The 20,824-nt window shown below is 43.6% G+C and carries 17 protein-coding genes; 5 read left to right on the top strand and 12 right to left on the bottom strand.

Going from position 1 to position 20,824, the window contains the following annotated elements:
* Positions 1 to 88: 88 nt before the first annotated feature.
* From mbcS to NQ095_RS21120, 4 genes are all read right to left on the bottom strand, one after another.
* Complete coding sequence (gene mbcS, locus NQ095_RS21105) at positions 89 to 1,675, bottom strand: acyl-CoA synthetase MbcS (protein WP_258265340.1); 1,587 nt, start codon at positions 1,673 to 1,675, stop codon at positions 89 to 91.
* A 971-nt stretch (positions 1,676 to 2,646) separates the two neighbouring features.
* Positions 2,647 to 2,850: an alpha/beta-type small acid-soluble spore protein gene (locus tag NQ095_RS21110; protein ID WP_034765764.1), complete on the bottom strand. Its 204-nt coding sequence runs from the start codon at positions 2,848 to 2,850 to the stop codon at positions 2,647 to 2,649.
* Between the two features lie 86 nt (positions 2,851 to 2,936).
* Entirely contained in the window at positions 2,937 to 4,148 is a 1,212-nt protein-coding gene (gene thiI, locus NQ095_RS21115) for a tRNA uracil 4-sulfurtransferase ThiI (RefSeq protein ID WP_258265341.1), read from the bottom strand.
* Positions 4,145 to 5,296: a cysteine desulfurase family protein gene (locus NQ095_RS21120; protein WP_258265342.1), complete on the bottom strand. Its 1,152-nt coding sequence runs from the start codon at positions 5,294 to 5,296 to the stop codon at positions 4,145 to 4,147. Before NQ095_RS21120 ends, thiI begins: the two co-directional genes overlap by 4 nt.
* Before the next feature lie 326 nt (positions 5,297 to 5,622).
* Between NQ095_RS21120 and brnQ the strand changes: the two genes are divergently transcribed.
* Positions 5,623 to 6,963, top strand: a complete 1,341-nt coding sequence (gene brnQ / locus NQ095_RS21125) for a branched-chain amino acid transport system II carrier protein (protein WP_258265343.1) — start codon at positions 5,623 to 5,625, stop codon at positions 6,961 to 6,963.
* Between the two features lie 58 nt (positions 6,964 to 7,021).
* On the opposite strand, the gene ezrA is transcribed toward brnQ, so the two are convergent.
* Both ezrA and NQ095_RS21135 read right to left on the bottom strand, forming a co-directional pair.
* Positions 7,022 to 8,719, bottom strand: a complete 1,698-nt coding sequence (ezrA, locus tag NQ095_RS21130) for a septation ring formation regulator EzrA (protein ID WP_258265344.1) — start codon at positions 8,717 to 8,719, stop codon at positions 7,022 to 7,024.
* 301 nt (positions 8,720 to 9,020) lie between these two features.
* Positions 9,021 to 9,206, bottom strand: coding sequence for a hypothetical protein (locus NQ095_RS21135; protein ID WP_258265345.1), 186 nt, complete (start codon positions 9,204 to 9,206; stop codon positions 9,021 to 9,023).
* Positions 9,207 to 9,332: 126 nt separating this feature from the next.
* Between NQ095_RS21135 and hisJ the strand changes: the two genes are divergently transcribed.
* Positions 9,333 to 10,121: a histidinol-phosphatase HisJ gene (gene hisJ, locus NQ095_RS21140; protein WP_258265374.1), complete on the top strand. Its 789-nt coding sequence runs from the start codon at positions 9,333 to 9,335 to the stop codon at positions 10,119 to 10,121.
* Positions 10,122 to 10,162: 41 nt separating this feature from the next.
* Here the strand turns inward: hisJ and refZ are convergent, their stop codons facing one another.
* Positions 10,163 to 10,816 (bottom strand): forespore capture DNA-binding protein RefZ, encoded by a 654-nt coding sequence (gene refZ, locus NQ095_RS21145; protein ID WP_258265346.1) that lies wholly within the window; start codon positions 10,814 to 10,816, stop codon positions 10,163 to 10,165.
* A 280-nt stretch (positions 10,817 to 11,096) separates the two neighbouring features.
* Between refZ and NQ095_RS21150 the strand changes: the two genes are divergently transcribed.
* Both NQ095_RS21150 and NQ095_RS21155 read left to right on the top strand, forming a co-directional pair.
* Complete coding sequence (locus NQ095_RS21150) at positions 11,097 to 11,582, top strand: GAF domain-containing protein (protein ID WP_258265347.1); 486 nt, start codon at positions 11,097 to 11,099, stop codon at positions 11,580 to 11,582.
* Positions 11,583 to 11,787: 205 nt separating this feature from the next.
* The gene (locus NQ095_RS21155) at positions 11,788 to 12,429 is read left to right on the top strand and encodes a phosphatase PAP2 family protein (protein WP_258265348.1); all 642 of its coding nucleotides are present in this window, start codon (positions 11,788 to 11,790) and stop codon (positions 12,427 to 12,429) included.
* A 70-nt stretch (positions 12,430 to 12,499) separates the two neighbouring features.
* Here the strand turns inward: NQ095_RS21155 and NQ095_RS21160 are convergent, their stop codons facing one another.
* The 3 genes from NQ095_RS21160 to NQ095_RS21170 form a co-directional block, all read right to left on the bottom strand.
* Positions 12,500 to 13,399: a TIGR03943 family putative permease subunit gene (locus NQ095_RS21160; protein WP_258265349.1), complete on the bottom strand. Its 900-nt coding sequence runs from the start codon at positions 13,397 to 13,399 to the stop codon at positions 12,500 to 12,502.
* A 17-nt stretch (positions 13,400 to 13,416) separates the two neighbouring features.
* Positions 13,417 to 14,424: a permease gene (locus tag NQ095_RS21165; RefSeq protein WP_258265350.1), complete on the bottom strand. Its 1,008-nt coding sequence runs from the start codon at positions 14,422 to 14,424 to the stop codon at positions 13,417 to 13,419.
* 205 nt (positions 14,425 to 14,629) lie between these two features.
* A complete protein-coding gene (locus NQ095_RS21170) occupies positions 14,630 to 15,826 on the bottom strand; it encodes a GTP-binding protein (RefSeq protein ID WP_309137677.1) in 1,197 nt (398 codons plus the stop codon).
* Between the two features lie 306 nt (positions 15,827 to 16,132).
* Here NQ095_RS21170 and NQ095_RS21175 point away from each other — a divergent pair, with 306 nt between their 5' ends.
* On the top strand, positions 16,133 to 17,116 hold the full coding sequence (locus tag NQ095_RS21175) for a metal ABC transporter substrate-binding protein (RefSeq protein ID WP_258265351.1): 984 nt from the start codon (positions 16,133 to 16,135) through the stop codon (positions 17,114 to 17,116).
* Positions 17,117 to 17,205: 89 nt separating this feature from the next.
* On the opposite strand, the gene megL is transcribed toward NQ095_RS21175, so the two are convergent.
* A complete protein-coding gene (gene megL / locus NQ095_RS21180) occupies positions 17,206 to 18,390 on the bottom strand; it encodes a methionine gamma-lyase (protein WP_258265352.1) in 1,185 nt (394 codons plus the stop codon).
* A gap of 580 nt (positions 18,391 to 18,970) precedes the next feature.
* Positions 18,971 to 20,788, bottom strand: a complete 1,818-nt coding sequence (locus NQ095_RS21185) for a sensor domain-containing diguanylate cyclase (RefSeq protein WP_258265353.1) — start codon at positions 20,786 to 20,788, stop codon at positions 18,971 to 18,973.
* Positions 20,789 to 20,824 lie beyond the last annotated feature (36 nt).

The raw sequence follows: 20,824 nt of genomic DNA on the forward strand, positions 1-20,824 counted from the left end.
GTCTATTTCTCAAATGTATCATATTATAGGAAGATTCTGAAATGATAAAAACCATAAAAAATAGAGAGCCTTGATGGCCCCCCATTCACTATCCATTTTTCACTGAACTCAATTCTTTTTGTCTCAATTCGATTCTTCTGATTTTTCCTGACGTTGTTTTCGGCAGTTCCTTCACAAATTCAATCTTACGCGGATATTTGTAAGGGGCCGTTAAGTCTTTCACATGCTGTTGAAGGGAAGGAATCAGCTCGGGATCACCCTGATCCACATCTTCACGTAAGACGACAAATGCCTTTACGATCAGTCCCCTTACTTCATCGGGGCTTCCTACGACGGCACATTCCTGAACCGATGGATGCTTCACGAGGGCATCTTCCACTTCGAAAGGTCCTATCGTATAACCTGAGCTGATGATGATATCGTCCCCGCGGCCTTCAAACCAGAAGTATCCGTCTTCATCCTTCTTCGCTTTGTCTCCGGTAATATAGTAATCTCCCCTGAACTGCATGGCCGTCCGTTCGGGATCTTTATAATAATTTTTGAACAGGGCAGGCGTTTCTACGTGAACCGCGATGTCTCCAACTTCGCCAACTTCACAAGGGTAGCCTTCATCATTGATGATTTCCACCCTGTTTCCAGGGGTCGGTTTCCCCATGGATCCCGGTTTCAGTTCCATCCCTTTCATGATTCCGACAAGGAGGGTATTCTCCGTTTGACCATAGCCGTCACGGACTTCGATCTCGAAGTGCCTCTTGAAGGCATCGATGACTTCCCTGTTAAGCGGCTCTCCAGCCGACACGGCGCTGTGCAGGTGATCGAGCTTATATGTTCCCAGGTTATCCACTTTGGCCATCAGGCGATACTCTGTAGGCGTACAGCACAGGACGTTGACATGGTTGTCCTCAAGCATCTGAAGATATTTGTTCGGTTCGAATTTCCCTTGATACACTAGACCAGTGGCACCGGAACCGAGGACAGAAAGGAACGGACTCCAGATCCACTTTTGCCAGCCCGGGCCTGCCGTTGCCCACACCGTATCTCCTTCTTCGATGCATAACCATTCACGTGCCGCCGTTTTCAGGTGAGCATATGCCCAGCCGTGGGTATGGACAACCCCCTTTGGATTTCCCGTCGTTCCAGACGTGTAGGAGAGGAAGGCCATATCGTCCCGTTTCGTATCAGCGAATGCCAGGAGTTCTGGAACGGATTTCATCTCTTCTTCAATGGCAATCCAGCCGTCCTGCTTGTCACCTACGACGAACTTCTTGAGATTCTCCATGCCCCTTACGTTTTCAAACTGCTCGACGAATGGAGAATACGCTACAATCCCTTTTACATCCCCATGATCGATCCGGTACTCGAGATCCTTCGTGCGCAGCATCTCAGAGCTTGGAATCACGACAAGCCCGGATTTCAGTGCTGCAAGATAAACAGCATATGCCTCAATTAAGCGGGGAACCATGACAAGGATGACGTCACCCTTTTCAAGTCCCTTCCCAGAGAAAACGTTTCCAATTTTATTTACATTTTTCAATAATTGTTTGTATGTAATGTCTTCTTTTTTACCTTCTTCATTTTCCCACTTGATGGCAAGCTTCTCTCCATCACTTGCAAACTTCTCTACTTCTTCCACCAAATTGTACTTTTCCGGTGCGATCAATTCTTCCCTCTTCACTTATGACTCCCCCTTGTTTGTCGATTCTTCTCTATTATACAAAATAATTTAAATTTTTTAAATTATTTGGTTATATCCTATCAACGTCAATATGTGAGGTTATTCGACAAACACTACTAAATACGATCAATCCTATAAAATAATTTTTAGGATCACTTGTTACACCGCTATTGATTTCCGTGCAAGACTTCGCTTTCCTCGGGGCGGAAGGCAAGCCTCCTCGTCGCTTACGCTCCTGCGGGGTCTTACCTATTCCGCTTTTCCCGCAGGAGTCTTCGTCTTGCACTCCAATCAATAGCTAGAAACTGCAAAAAATACTTTATTTTTGTTTTTAAAAAGAACGTGTTTATCCGGATTTTAGAACATAATTCAAATATAGATATTACCTGGATAAGGTTTATTGATTTATAATCCGCCTACACCTGAAAAGAAGATTACAAAATTTTTAGTTAATTTACACAGAGTATCATTTTCAAATGCTCTGTTACTGGAGCCATTACTATAGGGGGACAGCCAGACTTAAATGGAATAAAAATAAAAAAAGAAGTGCTAGTTGCAATATATAATCACTCTTATCCACTAGAACCTGATTGCGAATGAATTTAAGAATAAGCTTTGAAAGTTGATTGAAGCGGAAGGTGCTCAACTCCTGCGGAAAATGCTGGACAGTACGAAAAGCGGAGGCGGCTCGCCCAGACCCGACAAGCATAAGATGAATGGGCCGAGAAGGCGTTTATTTTGCCTTCTTGGACCATTTAGCTTATGACCTCGAGGGGCTTGCCGCCGTAGCTAGACAGGTGAGCCCCCGCAGGGCTTTAGCCCGAGGAGGCTCACCGCCAGCACCGCGGAAAGCGAGCACCTGCAGCGGAAATCAACCAGCACTCGCTTCTTGAATTTCGAAAAACAGCCTACTTTTTTATACAAATAGAAAAGGAGCGGGGAATCCCGCTCCTTGTAGCCATTGTATTTAATTATTTTGAGTATCCGCCACCGATTTGTTGTTCAGCCATTTGAACTAAACGTTTAGTGATTTCACCACCTACAGAACCGTTAGCGCGTGCTGTTGCATCTGGACCAAGTTGAACTCCGAATTCAGAAGCGATTTCGTATTTCATTTGGTCGATTGCTTGTTGAGCTCCTGGAGCTACTAATTGATTTGAACTGTTGTTTGCCATGTGTTTTCACCTCCTTGTTGAATATAGATTGTGTCAAAACACATGGCTTCATACAGTTATTTTATTTGGTAAATTATCCTAAATTTTTAAAGTAATTCGTCAAATGTTTTTTCTACATTTGATCCTGTAGAACCGTCAATTGTCATCGTTTCTGTACCATCCACCGCTTCTTTAAGGAGGATTTCGAAATCAACGAAGCTTTCATAGTACTCCACTTTTTCTTTTTTAGGTCTTGTTTTCGGTGCAGGCGGTGTGAATATCGTACAGCAATCTTCGTAAGGTAGAATCGAAATGTCATGGGTATCGATCTTCTGGGCGATGTCGATGATTTCAAGCTTGTCCATGGCGATGAGAGGTCTTAACACCGGTGTGTTCGTCACGTCGTTTATCGCCTGCATGCTTTCTAACGTCTGACTCGCCACCTGGCCGAGGCTTTCCCCGGTTATGAGTGCCAGTCCTTCGTTCTTCTCACGGATTTGATCCGCGATCCTGAGCATCATCCGTCGTGTTGACGTCATCGTATAATTTTCAGGAACCTGATCATGGATCGTTTGCTGCACTTTCGTAAATGGGACAATGTGAAGCTTCACTTTTCCGCTGAAGGCAGAGAGCTTTTTTGAAAGGTCGATTACCTTTTGCTTCGCCCGTTCACTTGTAAACGGAGGGCTGTGAAAGTGGACGGCTTCGATCTCCACCCCTCTTTTCATCGTCAGATATCCGGCGACGGGACTGTCGATTCCGCCTGAAAGCATGAGCATCGCCTTCCCGCTCGCCCCGACCGGCATCCCGGTGGACCCTTGATAAATTTCAGAAGAAAGATATACGCCTTCTTTTCTTACTTCCACATTCAGTTGAATATCGGGATTCTTTACATCGACCTTTAATCCGTCCAAATTACGGAGGATATAGGACCCTACTTCATAATTTAATTCATTCGTGTCGAGTTCAAACTTTTTATCCGCTCTTCTGGCAGCCACTTTAAAGGTTTTGCCAGGGGAAAAGCTCTTTTCGACGAGAGCAAGTCCGGCTTTCATGATGTCCTCCATATTTTGAGGGACTTTGACGACAGGACTGAATGATTGGATCCCGAAGATTTTTTCAAGTCTCGGGATGATTTCCTCTGCGTTTTCGTCTCCCAATTGGATGTGGAGGCGATCCCGGCTCGCCGCAACGGAAATCGTCGTGAAATCCTTCAGCGTGTGCAGGATATTTTCACGGAGCTTGGCTGTGAACATCTTTCGGTTTCTTCCTTTGGTAGAAATTTCACCGTATCGTACGAGTATGCGATTATATTTCATCTTGATCTCCTCATTGTATGTTGTAAGATTTCGATTTCTTTTTTTAGTAGTTCAATGAATTCTTTGCATTCTTTCATCGTGTTATGGAATGATAGGCTGATCCGGATCGAATTGCCAGCAAGGTTGTCCGCTACACCCATGGATAAGAGGGTCTGACTGGGCTTGCTTTGCTTGGATGAACAAGCGCTTGTCGTCGATACGTACACTTCATGCCGATCGAGGGCGTGTATGAGTACTTCCCCTCTAAAATCCGCCACTGAAAAATTCAGGATATGCGGGGCATGATTCCGTACCGGTGTGTGAACCGTCACACCTTGGATTTTCTCCAACTCTCCCCTCAGGAATTGTTGGTTTTCTTCCATTATAACCAACTTCTGTTCGCTTTCTTCCATATGCATTCGGAGTGCCTTCGCGAAGGATACGATTCCGCCGGTGTTTTCCGTGCCGCTTCGCAGGTTCCCCTCCTGCTCGCCACCTGACAGGATAGGCGAAATCTCAAGTCCGTCCCTCACATATAGCATGCCGGTTCCTTTGATTCCATGAATTTTATGGGCGGACAGGCTGCATAAATCGATGAGCTTTTCGTCGAGAATAAGGGGGACCTTCCCGCAGGCCTGTACAGCATCGACATGAAAGATGATTCTTGGATAATCTTTCAGGATCTCAGCGATTTCCCTGATGGGCTGGATGCTCCCGATCTCATTATTCACCTGCATCACCGAAACAAGGATTGTGTCATCCTGAATCGCCTCTTTCAATTCTGAGGGACGGACCTTGCCTTCTGCATCCACGTCGAGGTACGTAGCTGTGTAACCAAACGATTCTAACTGCTTAAAGGCATTGATGACGGAAGGATGCTCAACTTTAGTCGTAATGATGTGCTTCCCTCTGTTACCGTATTGCAGAGCGGTTCCTTTTATCGCCAGATTATTTGATTCAGTCCCGCCAGAGGTAAAGAATACCTCTTTTGTCTTTATCCTTAATAGAGAAGCGATCTGCTCCCTGGATTGTTGAACTAATTTCTCCACCTGGCCACCGAACGAATGGATGGACGATGGATTGGCATAATAGCTTTCATTTACTTTCAGGAATGTGTCCAGCACTTCCTTATATGGCTTGGTTGTTGCACTATTATCAAAATAGATCAAAGTTTACACCTTCTTTTACATGACGCTTTTATACTCAATCATTAATCTTACCATAAATCCTGCCCATCCCAAATGAAATTCATTTTGGTGTGAGAATAAATTATAGTAAAAAAGCGATTTAGAAAATCATTCACAAATATTTTTTCATTTTCCAAAAATTATTATTGAAAACTGACAGAATTTTTGCGAGAATCTAAAAGGTAACAGAAACCAAAGTTATTTAAATATACTAAATTGTAAGACTATTTAGTTTTTCGACATTTTTCTACAAACTTATGATAAGATATTTTCTGCTTATGATAACGATTACAAACGGAGGGATATATATGAACGAGAAAGCGCTATCATTCAGTCAAATCTTGACGATTGGATTAATGCTCTTCGCTCTTTTTCTTGGAGCAGGAAATATGATTTTCCCGCCATTCCTGGGGCAGCAGGCCGGAGAACATGTCTGGACCGGTATCGTCGGCTTTCTTATTACAGGAGTGGGACTTCCTTTACTGGGTGTCATCGCCATTGCGAAATCCGGAGGGGATCTTCAGACACTTGCAAACCGGGTACATCCATTATTCGGACTAATCTTTACGATTGTGATGTATCTGGCTATCGGGCCCTTCTTCGGAATACCACGGACCGGAACCGTCGCCTATGAAATCGGGGTCATCCCATTTTTACCTGAAGAAACAGCGAAATATGGAGTTCCTCTACTGATTTATACGATTATCTTCTTTGGGTTGACGGCGTGGCTTGCGATGAATCCGTCAAAGCTTGTGGACCGGATCGGGAAGATATTGACACCTTCCCTTATCGTAATCCTTACGATCTTAGTGGTCAAAAGTATCATCAGTCCAATGGGAGAATTCGGTTCTCCGCATGAAGCCTATCAGGATGGGCCATTATTCAAGGGATTCATTGAAGGATACCTGACAATGGATACGATCGCTGCTTTAGTGTTCGGGATTGTCGTCATCAATTCCATTAAAGACCGCGGTATCACCAGTAAGGCCAGCCTGACCCGCATTACGATCATTGCCGGATTCATTGCGGCAGCAGGACTTGCACTTGTGTACTTATCTTTAAGCTATATCGGTGCAAGCAGCACGGATTCCATCGGCGTGCAGGCAAATGGTGGAGCGATCCTTTCAGCCGCTGCGAGCCATTTATTCGGTTCAATGGGGACAATCATCCTCGGACTTGCGATTACGTTTGCGTGCATTACGACATCAGTCGGACTTGTGTCGGCATGCTCACAATTTTTCGCAAAGATTCTGCCGGTATCCTATCCTAAATTGGTGATCATCATTTCTCTATTCAGCATGATCATCGCCAATATCGGATTGACCCAGTTGATCGCAGTATCTTTACCTGTTCTAATATTCATTTATCCATTGGCGATTGTACTGATTCTTCTATCATTCATGCATAATGGATTTAACGGTTACTCCCTTGTCTATGTAGGGGCATTGATTCCAACGGGTCTCATCAGTTTGATCGATGGTATCAAGACAGCCGGCGTTGACGTGACGGCCGTCAGCCAATCACTTGAATTCCTTCCATTTTATACTCAAGGAATCGGCTGGCTCCTCCCGGCTATGATCGGTGCCATCATCGGGTTCGTCATTGCCTTATTCGCAGGACAAACCAAACGGACGATCGAAGCGAATTGAAGCCATCCCATGAAAAAAGGACTGATGCAGATTAAAACCTCTACATCAGTCCTTTTTATTATGATCTTTCTTCAAGATCCATCATTTTTTCGATTTTCTTCAGTGCGCCCGGCTCCACCTTCTCGATGGTTGTGGCCGCTTCTTCCAACGCTCTGCGGTAATCATATTGACGGAAGGCTTCTTCAGCCGTCTGAAGACCTTCCCGTACCGTGCTGTATTTGCTGCGGTAGCGATTTCCATATTGAATGATCTTCTCGGATAAGAGAACATTCTCGATCAGGTCTCCCGTTTTCGTATAGAAATGGTCGACCGTATCCTCAGCATCCAATAATGTTTCCTGGATGAACTTCATGTTTAAAGGCTTTTCCGTTAAGCTCGCATTCACTTGTTCAATCTTTCGGTGGACTTCATCAAGAAGATCCTTGTAACCAGGGGGTAATCCCGGTACATTGCTTTTTGAAATCATCCGGCTTGCTTCAGCCACCTTTTTCTTAAGCTCCTGGATTTTTTCCCTTGTAGCCAATTCATCTTTACGAAGGTTCTGCAGATAGACGGAGAACTCACTTTGCTGGTGATTCAGTTCTTCCAGTCCACTTCTGATTTCTTTCAACTCATCACTTAAATTCGAGAAAGCCGTCGCACTGGTTTCTTCCTTGTGCATCAGCATTTCATGTCGTTTTGAAAGCTGGATGATCTTCTTATCAATCTCGCTCGGAGTACTAAGATCCGCATCATGAAGATGGTAGCCTTGTTTCACGATACTTACTTCCGACTGAATGTCATCATTATCTTCCTTTGCTTTGATGAGCCCTTCCGTCGTTTGATCTCTATACTGCTCTACAAAATGTTTGGCATGAACTTCTTTTTCCAATAAATCGTAAAGGTTCTCGACCTTCACTTTTATTTCCTGTATGCCTTCTTCCACTTCCTCGACCTTTAGCTCCTCAAGATTTTTATTAAAGTGTTGCAGGGTTTCCTTCAATGAGGCCACTTCTTTGTCCACTTCAATATGATCAAGGGTGTATCCCTGCCCCTTCATCTCGACATATCCTGCCTCAAGCTCGGACAATTGGGAGGGCAATACGTTTTCAAAATCGGCGATCAGTTTCGGCACCGTTTCCATCTTATAGGCAATATCTTTCATTTCCTCTGCAAGACTAAGCACGATCTCCCTTGCATCCAGATAATTCCCCTGCTCCGTGAGCTCATTGAACTGTTTGATTTGTTCAGAAAGCTTATCAAGGACCGCTTCTATGTGCTTTGCCGTTTGACCGTATGTATGGCGATAGGCGAGCAATTGTTTCTTACTGTTTCGGAATTCTTCTTGAAGAGCCAGGATTTCTTCGCGGTTCTTCTCTTCACTGCCGACCAGTTCATTTAATTCGCTCAGAATCTGTTCGATCTTCTTTTCAGTTTCGGTGAGAACCTGATCGATTCTGGATAGGACAGCTTTCGTTTTATTAAAGCGAAATTTATCGGTGTACTCTTCTGCATCGAATAGTAGTTCTTCAACATCAGGAAGCTGCACCGCAACAATCTCATCCCATCCCTGTCTCCAGCCGTCAAACAATTCTTCCGTCTGACCTGTCATATTCAGTTGCTTCACCCTGGAAAGTTCGTCTGAAACCGGTTTGTTCATGATATCGATTTTCCAGGCTTCATACCGATCGATTTCGGCGTAATATTTCTTTCTAGAGATAAATCCGATTAGGAATACGATTAAGATAAGTATTATTCCAGCGATGACGTATTGCATCTTAAGCCCCCTGTTCAACTATTCAGTAGACATCTATATGAATGTGAATGTTTCATTAATAATTTGTCATTGCTATAATGATACCATGTTAACGACATTTTTTGACTATTAATTTCTGATTTTTTAGTGATAAAAGTCAATTTTAGCAAATTTGAGGGGAAATGGGTATGATTATTGGGTTTGGTGCTGATTTGGCTAGTTGTTTTGAACCGTTTGGATGAGTGACTGCTGGTTGATTTCCGCTGCAGGTGCTCGCTTTCCGCGGGGCTGGCGGTGAGCCTCCTCGGCGGCAAGCGGTGTCCTACCCTTGTCCAGCTCCGGCGGCTAGCCCCTCGAGGTCATAAGCTAAATGGTCCAAGAAGGCAAAAAGCGCCTTCTTAGGCCCATTCATCTTATGCTTGTCGGGGCTGATCAAGCCGCCTCCGCTTTTCGTTGTTTCCCGCAGGAGTCGAGCACCTTCCGCTTCAATCAACTTATTTAGTTTCAATTCATTTTTCTAATCGGGGGTAATCTATTCCCATAGCGCTTATTTCCCTATCAAATTTGCAAGATCTCTATCATATTCAATCAAACAGCACAAATGATTATTTTAACAAGGGTGTGAAGTCTGATGATTAAGGTCGATGGGCATGTGCATACGCCTTTTTGTCCGCATGGCAGTGGGGATTCTTTTGAGATGTATGTGGAGAGGGCGATTTCTTTAAATTATAGTGCGATAACGTTTACGGAGCATGCTCCGCTGCCGGTCGGGTTCAGGGATACGACGCCTGATCAGGACAGTGGAATGGATCCTTCTCGGATTAAAGACTATTTTGATACACTTGACAGCTTGAAGGAGAAATATAAGGACAAGATCACGATCCGATCCGGACTTGAGGTTGATTATATTGAAGGGTTTGAGAAAGAGACGGAAGACTTCCTTTCGACCTACGGGCCGCGGATGGATGACAGCATTCTTTCTGTTCATTTTTTACAGCACCGTGGCAAGTGGGATTGTCTTGATTTCAGCCCCGATGTGTTCGAATCCATGATGAGTTATTATGGGTCGGTTGATGAGATCTATAAGTGGTATTATAAGACGGTACTTCAATCGATCCGGGCAGACCTGGGCTCCCATAAGCCGAAACGTATCGGTCACATCACTCTTGTAAAGAAATTTCAGCAGCTGTTTCCTGCTTCCCAGTCGTTTTCGGATGATCTTTCCCTCATCCTTCAGGAAATGGCCGCAAGGGATTTGGAGCTTGACTATAACGGGGCCGGATTCGTGAAACCGTATTGCGGGGAATCCTATCCACCGCCGTATATCATCAAACAGGCGCGCGCGTTGGGAATCAAAATCGTCTATGGATCTGATGCCCATACGGCTGACGGACTGGATCAGGGAAGAGCCTTGATGAAATAAAAGGAAAGACCTCTTCTTCAATCGGAGAAGAGGTCTTTCTTTCAGATGATCAGCTCTTTTTTCAGGACCTCTTTCGCTTCTGAAACGAGTAAGAGATCGATCCACTGATCAATGTTTTTATAATATTGATCAATGAAGTAGTATTCTTGAGGGAACATCTGCCACACTTCCCTTAATTGCTGACTGTGAAGGAACGGCATCGTCAGCATGGACTTGAGCTGGATGACGAGGAAGCTGACGGGCTGTTTTTTCAAGGCGTGGTCCCTCATCCCCTGTTCGAATAACCGTTTCATATAATGCCTTTCTTTCATTAAATAAGAGGAAATGATTTCCCGGACCACCTGGGAATCGATGGATACTTCCCTCCAGATGAATCGGGATAATTGATGATTATCGCTCTGGAATTTCAATATTTTATAGACTGCCCGCTTCAAGCATAGGTCGGCACTGACATAATTCAACGCCTCCACCTCTTCCTGAAGAAAACGCAGGTACGGTTCAAAGAAATGGGTGAAGCACGCTTCCAATACTCCCTGCTTGCCTTTGAAGTAATAGGAGATCGTTGCTGGATTCACACCCGCCCGCTTTGCAATATCCCTGACGGACGTCCCATCGAACCCATGATCATAAAACAGGTAGACAGCCGCTTTGAAAATGCACTCTTTCGTCGACTTGGAAGTATCAAGTTTTTTCATATTTCCCCTTCTTTCCTGTATATTAGGCGAATGAAAAAAACAGTGGCGAGGATCAATTTATAAAAACTTCTCAGAAAAAAACGAAATCATTGAAGGTTATAAAGAAATATGCTAAAAATGGTTCAATAGATGTTTCTATTATAGTTTGTTTACTCAAAGAATTCGTGTTTTACGATGGATTTCCTTTAAGTATTTCTCGACAGTATTTGTTGCAAGGAAGCCTTATGGGATCATCCAAACATGAAATAACGCATATTATGTAGAATTGGGGGAGTTGTTGATGTTTCAAGTAGAAAAATATCAAGGTACAAAGGAACAGGGCTTTGGTCTTGTCACGAAACAATTGAAGGCTTTATTGGAAGGTGAACAGAATCAGATTGCGAATTTAAGCAATGCTTCCGCCTTACTGAACCAATTCCTGGACCGCATCAACTGGGTTGGCTTTTATTTAGTTGAAGAAGAAAGCAATCAATTGGTACTCGGACCTTTTCAGGGACTGCCTGCATGTGTAAGGATTCCTATAGGAAGAGGTGTTTGCGGTACGGCTGCAAGTGATCAGAAGACGCTGCGGATCGAAGATGTCCATCAATTCCCTGGCCACATCGCTTGTGACGCTGCCTCCCAATCCGAAATCGTCATCCCTCTTGTCAAAGACGGTAAACTGATCGGAGTTCTCGACATCGACAGCCCTGAAAAAGGAAGATTTGATGAAGAAGACCAGAAGTATTTGGAAATCTTTACAGATGAGCTTTTAAGACATCTATAATACTGTATAATGGGGATAAAGCCCTGCCGGGAATACGACATTTCCGACAGGGTGTTTTTTTGTATTGGAATAAATTCGGTTACTTGTTAAAAAGTTCACGTTTCCCCGCCCTTATTATAGGGAAAAGAGTAACATACTTGAGAACTTTACACAGAGATATCCCATACAATATCCAGAATGGAGTATAGGTAAAAAGAGGTGTAATATGAGCGCTAAGAAAAAAGACTTACCCTATTTATTATGTTTGCTGGTGATGCCGGCATTAGGTTATTTATATACACTATTGAATACGGATGCCCGGGAAGCGGTCGTCCTATCAACGACCATTGATGAATGGATCCCATTCGTGCCGGTTTTCATTGTGCCGTATATATTATGGTACGCCTTTATTTTAGGATACCTTTTTTACTTTTGGTATAAGGATGTCCAGACATTTCTGAAAACTCTCGGTATCATTGTGATTGGTGAGCTGATTTGTTTCGTTATCTACTTTTATTTCCAGACCACGGTACCACGCCCGGATGTGGCGGGTGACGGATTGTTTGCCGACCTTGTCCGGATGATCTACAATCATGATCAGCCTTATAATGCGTTTCCGAGCATCCATGTTTTAACGACTTTTGCCGTAATCCTCGGAATTTTCAATATTAAGGATAAGCATTTATTCCACATTATTTTTGTACCGGTGATGGGATCACTGATCATCCTTTCAACCCTTTTTGTGAAACAGCATTATGTCCTCGATGTGACCAGCTCGATTTTTTTATCGGTATTCCTTTATGGCATTATGTTCGAGCTTTATGGAGTCAGTACAAAGAAATCAAAGCAAACCTATCTGGAAGAATAGTAGACAAAAACAGGAAGGAACCGCTAACCGGGTTCCATCCTGTTTTTCTTCCTTTGTAAAGTAGCAAAGCCTATTCGACCTTGATATAAAATTCTTCCACATACGGATTCTCTGGCTGATCGACCTTTTCAAATACGGGATTCATAATGACCGGCATGGTTCTACCATTAAACTCCACGGCATCAATAATCCCACTTACATTCACCCACGTATCAGGTTCCAAATTTGACATATCCTTATCCTGAACCAATAAACCGTAAACGGACGCATCTGCCACACAACAAGAAACAGCATACCTTGATATGACGGCCTGATTTGCTTCGAATCCTTCATCTTTATAAATGAATCCTGTCAGTTGAACTTCTTTTCCTACATATTGATCGAGCTTCTCATCTACTATACTGAGCGTTTGAACATACTGTTCATCCCGTACGATGATTTTCTCTTTACTATTGACGATGTCTTTGAGCTTGTCGAAGTCTTTCTCAACCGGAAAGTCTTTAAATGAATCCAGCGTCGGCTGCAAACCTTGCTTGGAATCTTGCTTTGGCTCTCCGGTATTTTCCGATTGGTCGCCAATCGCCGGTGGAGTGGAAAACATCGTATTCCCGATTTTTACGCCTCTTTTTGCCGCGGCGGCACTGTCCAGCACATTATCGGGCAGGAGGAAACCAAGAACGACGGGGAAGACAAACAGTGTGTATATCATGAAGGATTTCATTGCCCCCCTCGGCAGCTCATGACCTTCACAATCACAAGAATGACTTCTTGTATTAGAGGATGTTCCACGAATGACCTGAATGGCCCCCAGTAAAAGAAACACTCCTAATGCAAAATACAAATACCCATTCATTTTCGGGGCAATTAAGTATTGAAGATTGAAGGTTAAAAACAGTTTAAGCAAGAGTAATGCATAACCTAGTAAGATAATTCCCCTTATATAGGTATGAAATCGAACAGATGAATTCACTTAATGTTCCCTCCCTATCACCCAAATTGAGAAATCACTACGCAAGCGTAAACGGTCACAGTCACAACCCCTATAAATAATAGAACAAACCGTTTTTTAAAATAGGCAAGCATCAATAAAGTATTTTTGAAGTCGATCATCGGACCGTACACAAGAAATGCGAGCAGGGACGTCGTTGAAAACAGATTACCGAATGAAGAAGCAACGAAGGCGTCTGCTTCGGAACACAGGGACATGATGTAAGCAAACCCCATCATGACTCCAGGTCCGGCCCAATCGTTCGAGCCTAATGCCACAATGGCTTCACGATCAATATACGTTTGAAACACGGCTGCCAATAAGGCACCGATGATTAAGAATTTCCCCATATCAAAAAATTCATCACTGGCATGGACAAGTGTTTGCATCAATTTATTGCTTGAATGGTCGTGTTCATGGTCATGATGGTGCTCGTGATCATGACTTTTTTGTTTTAGAGGATTCTGCTTTCCGAACAGCTTGTACAATAATGCACCAATGATCAGTGCTGCGATGAACGCTAGCCCCATTCTCCCTATGACAACGGTAAGATTATTTTGGAACGCATAGTAGGTTGAAATTAGGACGATTGGATTCAAAATCGGAGCTGTCACCATTATGACGATAGCGAGATGTGTCGGCATCCCTTTCTTGATTAATCTTCTGGCAACCGGAACAATCGCACACTCACAAACCGGAAGCAGGGCACCTACAAATACGGCAGGTAAAAGGGCAAGATAGGGGTACCGCTTTGGAACCAGCCTTTGCAATAATCTCTCAGAAACAAATACCTGAATGAGTGCAGAAGCAAACACACCAATTAAGATAAACGGAATGGCCTCTAATAGGATGCTTAAGAATATCGTGATGACATTGACCAGAGAACCGCTGAAAAATTCATCCGGTTCAAACCCTTTTATAAATTCACCGGTTAAAAATAAACCAATGATCAAAACAAAAAGGAAAAAACCGGTCAGGTCCTGTCCTACCTTTTTTAATTCTTTCAAAGACCATAGAACTCCTCTCTCAACAAACCGTAATTATTACGTTTTATATCATATACTACAGCTATTCTTTCTAGATCTACTTTATGACACAACAATTAATGTATTGTCCTAAAGTCCATACATTTTTATGTAGCTGAAGAAGGAATCATTCCTCAGACCTTTTTAATTTTCTTTATCTCAAATAGAATGAATAAGCGATAACCGGTTACGTGAATATCTTTTTATCTTCTACTATAAATCCAGGAATCGGGTCTTTGAATGCATTCCAATCCTCTGACATTTCCCTCTCTGTTAATAAACAACGGTCTAATGACTGCTCTATTTCCTCCTTGTTCATCTCCAGACCGATAAAAACGATCTCGTTCATTCGATCTCCATAAACCGGATCCCATTTTCCCCTCAATTCCACTTCTTCAGCAAGAATTTCCTTTCTTTCATGTTCAGGGTACGCTGCCACCCACTCCCCTGCTCCCTGGATGATAATCGATGGGCCAGCCTGGGATAATAGTCCTGTCATGTCATTACGTGTCGGCAGCCAGAAAAAGCCTTTTGCCCTCACAATATCAACAGGCCATGCCTCCATCCACTTCATGAAACGTTCAGGGTGAAATGGTTTCTTTCGACGGTACACAAAGGAAGAGATTCCATACTCCTCGGTTTCAGGAGTGTGTTCTTCCTGTAATTCTTTTATCCAACCGGCTGCCTGGCTTGCTTTTTCAAAATCGAACAGTTTCGTATCCAGTACTTGATTCAACGGGATGTTGGAGTGAGTAGCAGCAATGATTTTTGCACCCGGGTTCAACTTCTGAAGAATAGCTTTTAATTCGATGACATCCACGTCTTCCACTAAATCGATTTTATTTAACACAATCACATTGGCAAATTCAATTTGATCGATCAGTAAATCCACCACTTCCCTTGTGTCTGCTTCATCACTTGCCTGCTTCCGGTCGAGCAATGTTTCTCCACTGGCGAAGTCGTGCCAGAAACGATTGGCATCTACAACCGTAACCATCGTATCCAGCCTTGTTTTACTCGTAAGGTCAATATCCATTTCTACATCCAGATACGTGAAGGTTTGGGCGACCGGAATAGGTTCAGAAATCCCGGTGGACTCAATGACGATATAATCGATATCCCCCTGATCGACCAGGCGCTGAACTTCTATCATGAGATCTTCCCTTAACGTGCAGCAAATGCAGCCGTTTTGAAGTTCCACCAATTTCTCTTCTGTTCTGGTAAAACCACCACTCTTGACGAGGGCAGCATCGATATTCACTTCACTCATGTCATTCACAATAACTGCAATTTTCCTATTCACCCGATTGTTTAAAATATGATTTAACAACGTCGTCTTTCCAGACCCTAAATAGCCGCTTAATACTGTTACTGGTACTTTCATGATTCACAATCCTTTCTCTCTTAAATCAAAATCATTACGATTTAAACTGTGGAGAAATGCTTTCCTTGGTACGGAAAATGTAACTCCTGTACATAATTGAATCCTCCCTACCAATGATCATTCAAATAAAATAACACTACCCTCTTCAAAACGTAACGATTTCGTTTTATAAACTATAAACGTATTTAACCACACAAATGATCGGTGTGCAACGAAAATTATAATACAAATCGAAATTATTCTTATTTACAAATCGTAATGATTACGATAAAGTATTGATTGAAATCTTTTAAAAAGGAGGTCACGATGAAAAAACACCTATTCATTTCAATTATTTTTATTTTATCCATGTTTCTTTCTGCCTGTAATCAGGCTAATAAAACCACAGGAAATAACGGCAGTCAATCTGAAGAGGGAGAGTCAATAAGCATCATGACTTCCCTTTATCCTCTTCAGTATTTTGCCGAACGAATCGGAGGAGCTCTGGTCAAGGTAGAAGCCCTGCTCCCACCTGGTTCTGACGCCCATACCTTTGAACCGACATCTAAAGATATGATTAGCATCGCAGAATCAGATCTATTTATTTATAACGGACTTGGGATGGAGTCTTATGCTGAAAAAATCACTCATTCTCTAAAAAATGAGGATACCATAATGGTAGAAGCAACGAAGGGAGTCGATGTCATCGCAAGCTCTCATGGTCACTCTGAAGAAGGAGAACAGGAAGAGGATGGTGCCGGTCATGAAGAGGAGCACCATCACGGGGATTATGATCCTCACGTTTGGCTAGATCCAAACCGTGCCATTGGGTTGGCTGAAAATATCCGTAACGCTCTCATTGATCTTCAACCTGAACATAAAGATACATTCAACCAGAACTTCGATGAACTAAAAAAAGATTTAGAGAGTATTGATACTGAATTTACATCATTGGCTCAACAAAGTGACCATCCAGAGATCCTTGTTTCCCATGCTGCCTACGGTTATTGGGAGGACGCCTATGGAATTGAACAATTAGCTGTTGCCGGACTCTCTCCTACCGATGAGCCTTCCCAGAAAGAATTGAAGGAAATCATCGAAACCGCCAAAGAGCATTCTATTCATTATGTCATTTTCGAACAAAACGTCACTACACGGGTTGCTGAGATCATCCGGAAAGAAATCAATGCAAAGCCTTTGAAAGTTCATAACCTTTCTGTATTGACAGAATCGGACATTGAAAACAATGAAAACTATCTTTCATTGATGAAGAAAAACATCAAGACTCTCGAGCAAGCAATGAATGATTGATAATACCCTCTTAACAAACAAGCGCGTGCCATGATGTATGGCACGCGCTTGTTTACTGTATGAAACTATGCTCCACACACGCATGAAGGTTACTTCGCCTTCTCCAGCGCCTGTGATAAGTCACTCCAAATATCCTCCGGTGCTTCAAGCCCTACAGAAAGCCTCAGAAGTGAATCGTTGATCCCCATGCTCTTTCTAGATTCTTCAGGTACGACGGCGTGAGTCATGGTAGCAGGATGCTGGATCAATGTTTCAGCATCGCCAAGACTGACAGCGATCTTGATCATTTCGAGATCATCCATGAATTTCTGCGCTTCTTCCTTGGACCCTTTCAGTGTGAAGGAAATCATTCCGCCCGGTTTTTTCATCTGCTTCTTCATGACCCCGTGCTGAGGGTGAGTGGTATGTCCGGGATAGATGACCGTTTCCACGTTGGGATGCCCGGCTAATAGATCGGCAATCTTTTCAGCACTGTCACAGTGACGGTCCATCCGTACAGCCAGTGTCTTCAACCCTCTCAGCAATAACCATGCATCAAATGGGGAAATGATTCCTCCGATATCCTTTTGAGTCGTCATGCGGATCTCGGCCATCTTTTCCTGTGTACCGACGACGATGCCGGCAACGACATCTCCATGTCCGCCAATATATTTCGTTGCGCTGTGGATGACAATATCGCACCCAAGCTCTAATGGACGTTGTAAATACGGTGAACAGAATGTATTGTCCACCACGACAGGAATCCCTTTTTCACTGGCCACCTTCACGACAAGTTCCAGATCAATGAGCTGCATAGTGGGATTGATTGGGGTTTCTACATAGATACAGCTGGTGTTTCCCGTGATTTTCCCGCGAATCTCCTCTTCAGAATCCATGGAAGAAAAATCATGTCCAATCGCAAATTTCTCCTGGAGGAGCTCAAGGAGACCGAACGTACAGCCATACACCCCTTGGGAGCACAGGATATGATCTCCTGATTTCGTTAACGAGAATAACACCGCACTTACTGCCGCCATTCCGGAACCGAATGCAAGGGCTGCTTCTCCCCCCTCCAAAGACGCCATTCGTTCTTCCAGGATTGCTACTGTCGGATTTCCCAGTCTTGAATATATATATCCTTCTTCTTCACCTGCAAATCGATTTTCCCCTTGTTTCGCATTTGCAAAGGTATAGGTTGAAGTTTGGTATAATGGAGGTGCTAAACTATCAAAATGCTGAGACGATTGATATCCCTCGTGAATCACTCTTGTTTCAAAACGTTTCTCTTCTTTCATGCAGTATTCCTCCCAGTATTCCCTTTAAGTCTAAGTAACTACTATTCTAGAATATGATAATCCGGATGAAAAAGAAAGCGTTTACACTAAAGTGGTAAAGGGAGTATGTTAAAAGCTGTTTCTTAATCTTTGTTTCCATACAAAGTGACGCGTTGGTTGATTTCCGCTGCAGGTGCTCGCTTTCGCGGGGCTGGCGGTGAGCCTCCTCGGCTTCGCCCGCGGGGTCTCACCTGTCTAGCTACGGCGGCAAGCCCCTCGAGGTCATAAGCTAAATAGTCCAAGAAGGCAAAAAACGCCTTCTCGGCCCATTCATCTTATGCTTGTCGGGGCTGGGCGAGCCGCCTCCGCTTTTCGTACTGTCCAGCGTTTCCCGCAGTAGTCTTAGCACCTTCCGCTCCAATCAACTTACAAGCGTGTGTTATGCATAATTAGTAAAGTTAAATCCCCAACTTTTCCCACAATGAAGCTTTCCTATCAACATCTTCAAGTTCTACCGCTTCATATCAGATTCTGAAAAATTCATTCAAAATAAAAAAACAGGAAGAACCACTGTGGGCTCATCCTGTTGATTTTGTATTTTTCACTGACAATCCTTCACGACCTGGTTCTTCCCATTGTTCTTGGCTAGGTAAAGCGCTTCGTCGGCTTTTTTGACTAGTTCTTTGACGGATTTGGGACAGTGGTCATCGTCCGCTCTCCATATGGATAGTCCGCAGGAAAGGGTGACGGAAGGGTCGGTTTTCAATGGGACGTCCTTGATGATGCGTTCTGCGATTTCCATTCCTTCTTTGCGACCGAGGGACGGCAGGTAGACGGCCAGTTCTTCCCCTCCCCATCTTGCGACGAATCCGTGGTGGCTGACGATCCCCTTGATGAGATTCGAGACTTCTATGATGACTTCATCCCCGATTTGATGGCCGTAGTTGTCGTTGATGGATTTGAAGTCATCGATATCGATCAAGAGCAGTGTACCCAGTTCATCCTTATTCATGGAGGATTCCATTTCATCATCCAAATAATTCCGTGCAAACAGTTTGGTCATGTGATCGGTGATGACCATATGCTCCAGTTTTTCACGAAGGGTGGCATTGGTGATGGCCAGGGTGGAATGATGGATAAACGACTGTAGCAGCTTGTACATATCAAATGAAAACATATACGGCTCTTCATGGAGCACCACACAGAATCCGATCAGAGCTTCATTTTGAACCATTGGAGCAGCCATGATCGACGGAAAGGCTGTCGCTTCTTCCATTCGATCACTGACATCCCCTAGAAAGATGGAGTCCTTCTCCTCTTCAATACGCTTCTTAACGTACGAAATATAACTCCTGCCGATCTCTTCAAAAAAGACAGGAGAGCTTTCGTCCAAAATGATATACTCCCCTTTTTGAAGGAGGACGAATCCAATGGCGGATGCCTGAAAGGAACGCTTAATCTGTTTCTTTAAAAACAGGACCGTTTCAGATAAACGTAAATTTAAGTTTAATTGATGGGACGTTTCATTGATGAGCTGAAGATCGGTGATGAGCCTTTTCGACTGTTCATAAAGCTTGGCGTTCTCCAGGGCACTCCCCGCTGTATAGGCTAAGAGGCGGATGAACTCGATCTTCTGATCTGTAAAGGTATCATGGGAAACGGATTTCACCTCAAGGACCCCATAGATCCCCTGCTTCCCTTTTAAGGGGGCATAAAGGATATCTTCTTCGCCGGACTCTATGCTTCCATTCACAAATGCCTGCATGGCCGATTCAGTTGCACGGTCAAAATCGAAATTCTTGATGGGCAGTTCTCCGAATTCATACCGGTCATTGGACAATAACAAACGGAATTCATCAATCGGGAATACCTGTTTCAACGTTTCGAAGATCTGTACAAGGAGCGTATGAACATCCCTCGTTGAATGGAAAATCTCTGTCACTTTGAATAATTCCCTATATCTTCTCTCGTCTTCAAGGACGGTCTGGATGCCGCCTGTATGCTGTAAAAACTGATTACTTGCCTTCCAAAAGGAATGTAGCCAGCTTTCATCGGCCCACCCTTTTGAATCCTCCGTCTTCAACTGGAGGATCGCCAAAGGACTTCCATCACTCTTCGTAAAGTGAAACTTAATGGAAGAAAGGTCTTCCCTTTCTATTAAGACAGGACTGAGGATATACTCCTCTGACGCTTCAGCAAGTGTGAGGGGAACACCTCCATCATGATGGGGGTGGTACAGGAAATAGGTAGAATCGGTATAAAAATATAAAAATGCCTGATCGATTTCCAGGCAATCCTTTACAACCGTCACCCACTTTTGCAATTGAACAGAATGATCTGCGTCTGCTGACATTTCTTCATAGATTAAATCGAATAACTTTGACTTGTATTCATGCAATGCATGTTGGATAACGTACATTTTTCTCACCCACACCTGAAAGGTTTGTGAAACAAA

Source organism: Rossellomorea sp. SC111, from assembly GCF_024733565.1.
Taxonomy (GTDB): Bacteria; Bacillota; Bacilli; order Bacillales; family Bacillaceae_B; genus Rossellomorea.

Bases quoted from the DNA above. Each gene is read 5' to 3' on its own strand.
- megL (WP_258265352.1), bottom strand. From the start codon at position 18,390: ATGAAAGAAGAGAAACGTTTTGAAACAAGAGTGATTCACGAGGGATAT.
- NQ095_RS21110 (WP_034765764.1), bottom strand. From the start codon at position 2,850: ATGGCAAACAACAGTTCAAATCAATTAGTAGCTCCAGGAGCTCAACAA.
- NQ095_RS21155 (WP_258265348.1), top strand. From the start codon at position 11,788: ATGAGCGCTAAGAAAAAAGACTTACCCTATTTATTATGTTTGCTGGTG.
- NQ095_RS21185 (WP_258265353.1), bottom strand. From the start codon at position 20,788: ATGTACGTTATCCAACATGCATTGCATGAATACAAGTCAAAGTTATTC.
- refZ (WP_258265346.1), bottom strand. From the start codon at position 10,816: ATGAAAAAACTTGATACTTCCAAGTCGACGAAAGAGTGCATTTTCAAA.
- brnQ (WP_258265343.1), top strand. From the start codon at position 5,623: ATGAACGAGAAAGCGCTATCATTCAGTCAAATCTTGACGATTGGATTA.
- ezrA (WP_258265344.1), bottom strand. From the start codon at position 8,719: ATGCAATACGTCATCGCTGGAATAATACTTATCTTAATCGTATTCCTA.
- NQ095_RS21150 (WP_258265347.1), top strand. From the start codon at position 11,097: ATGTTTCAAGTAGAAAAATATCAAGGTACAAAGGAACAGGGCTTTGGT.
- NQ095_RS21175 (WP_258265351.1), top strand. From the start codon at position 16,133: ATGAAAAAACACCTATTCATTTCAATTATTTTTATTTTATCCATGTTT.
- thiI (WP_258265341.1), bottom strand. From the start codon at position 4,148: ATGAAATATAATCGCATACTCGTACGATACGGTGAAATTTCTACCAAA.
- NQ095_RS21170 (WP_309137677.1), bottom strand. From the start codon at position 15,826: ATGAAAGTACCAGTAACAGTATTAAGCGGCTATTTAGGGTCTGGAAAG.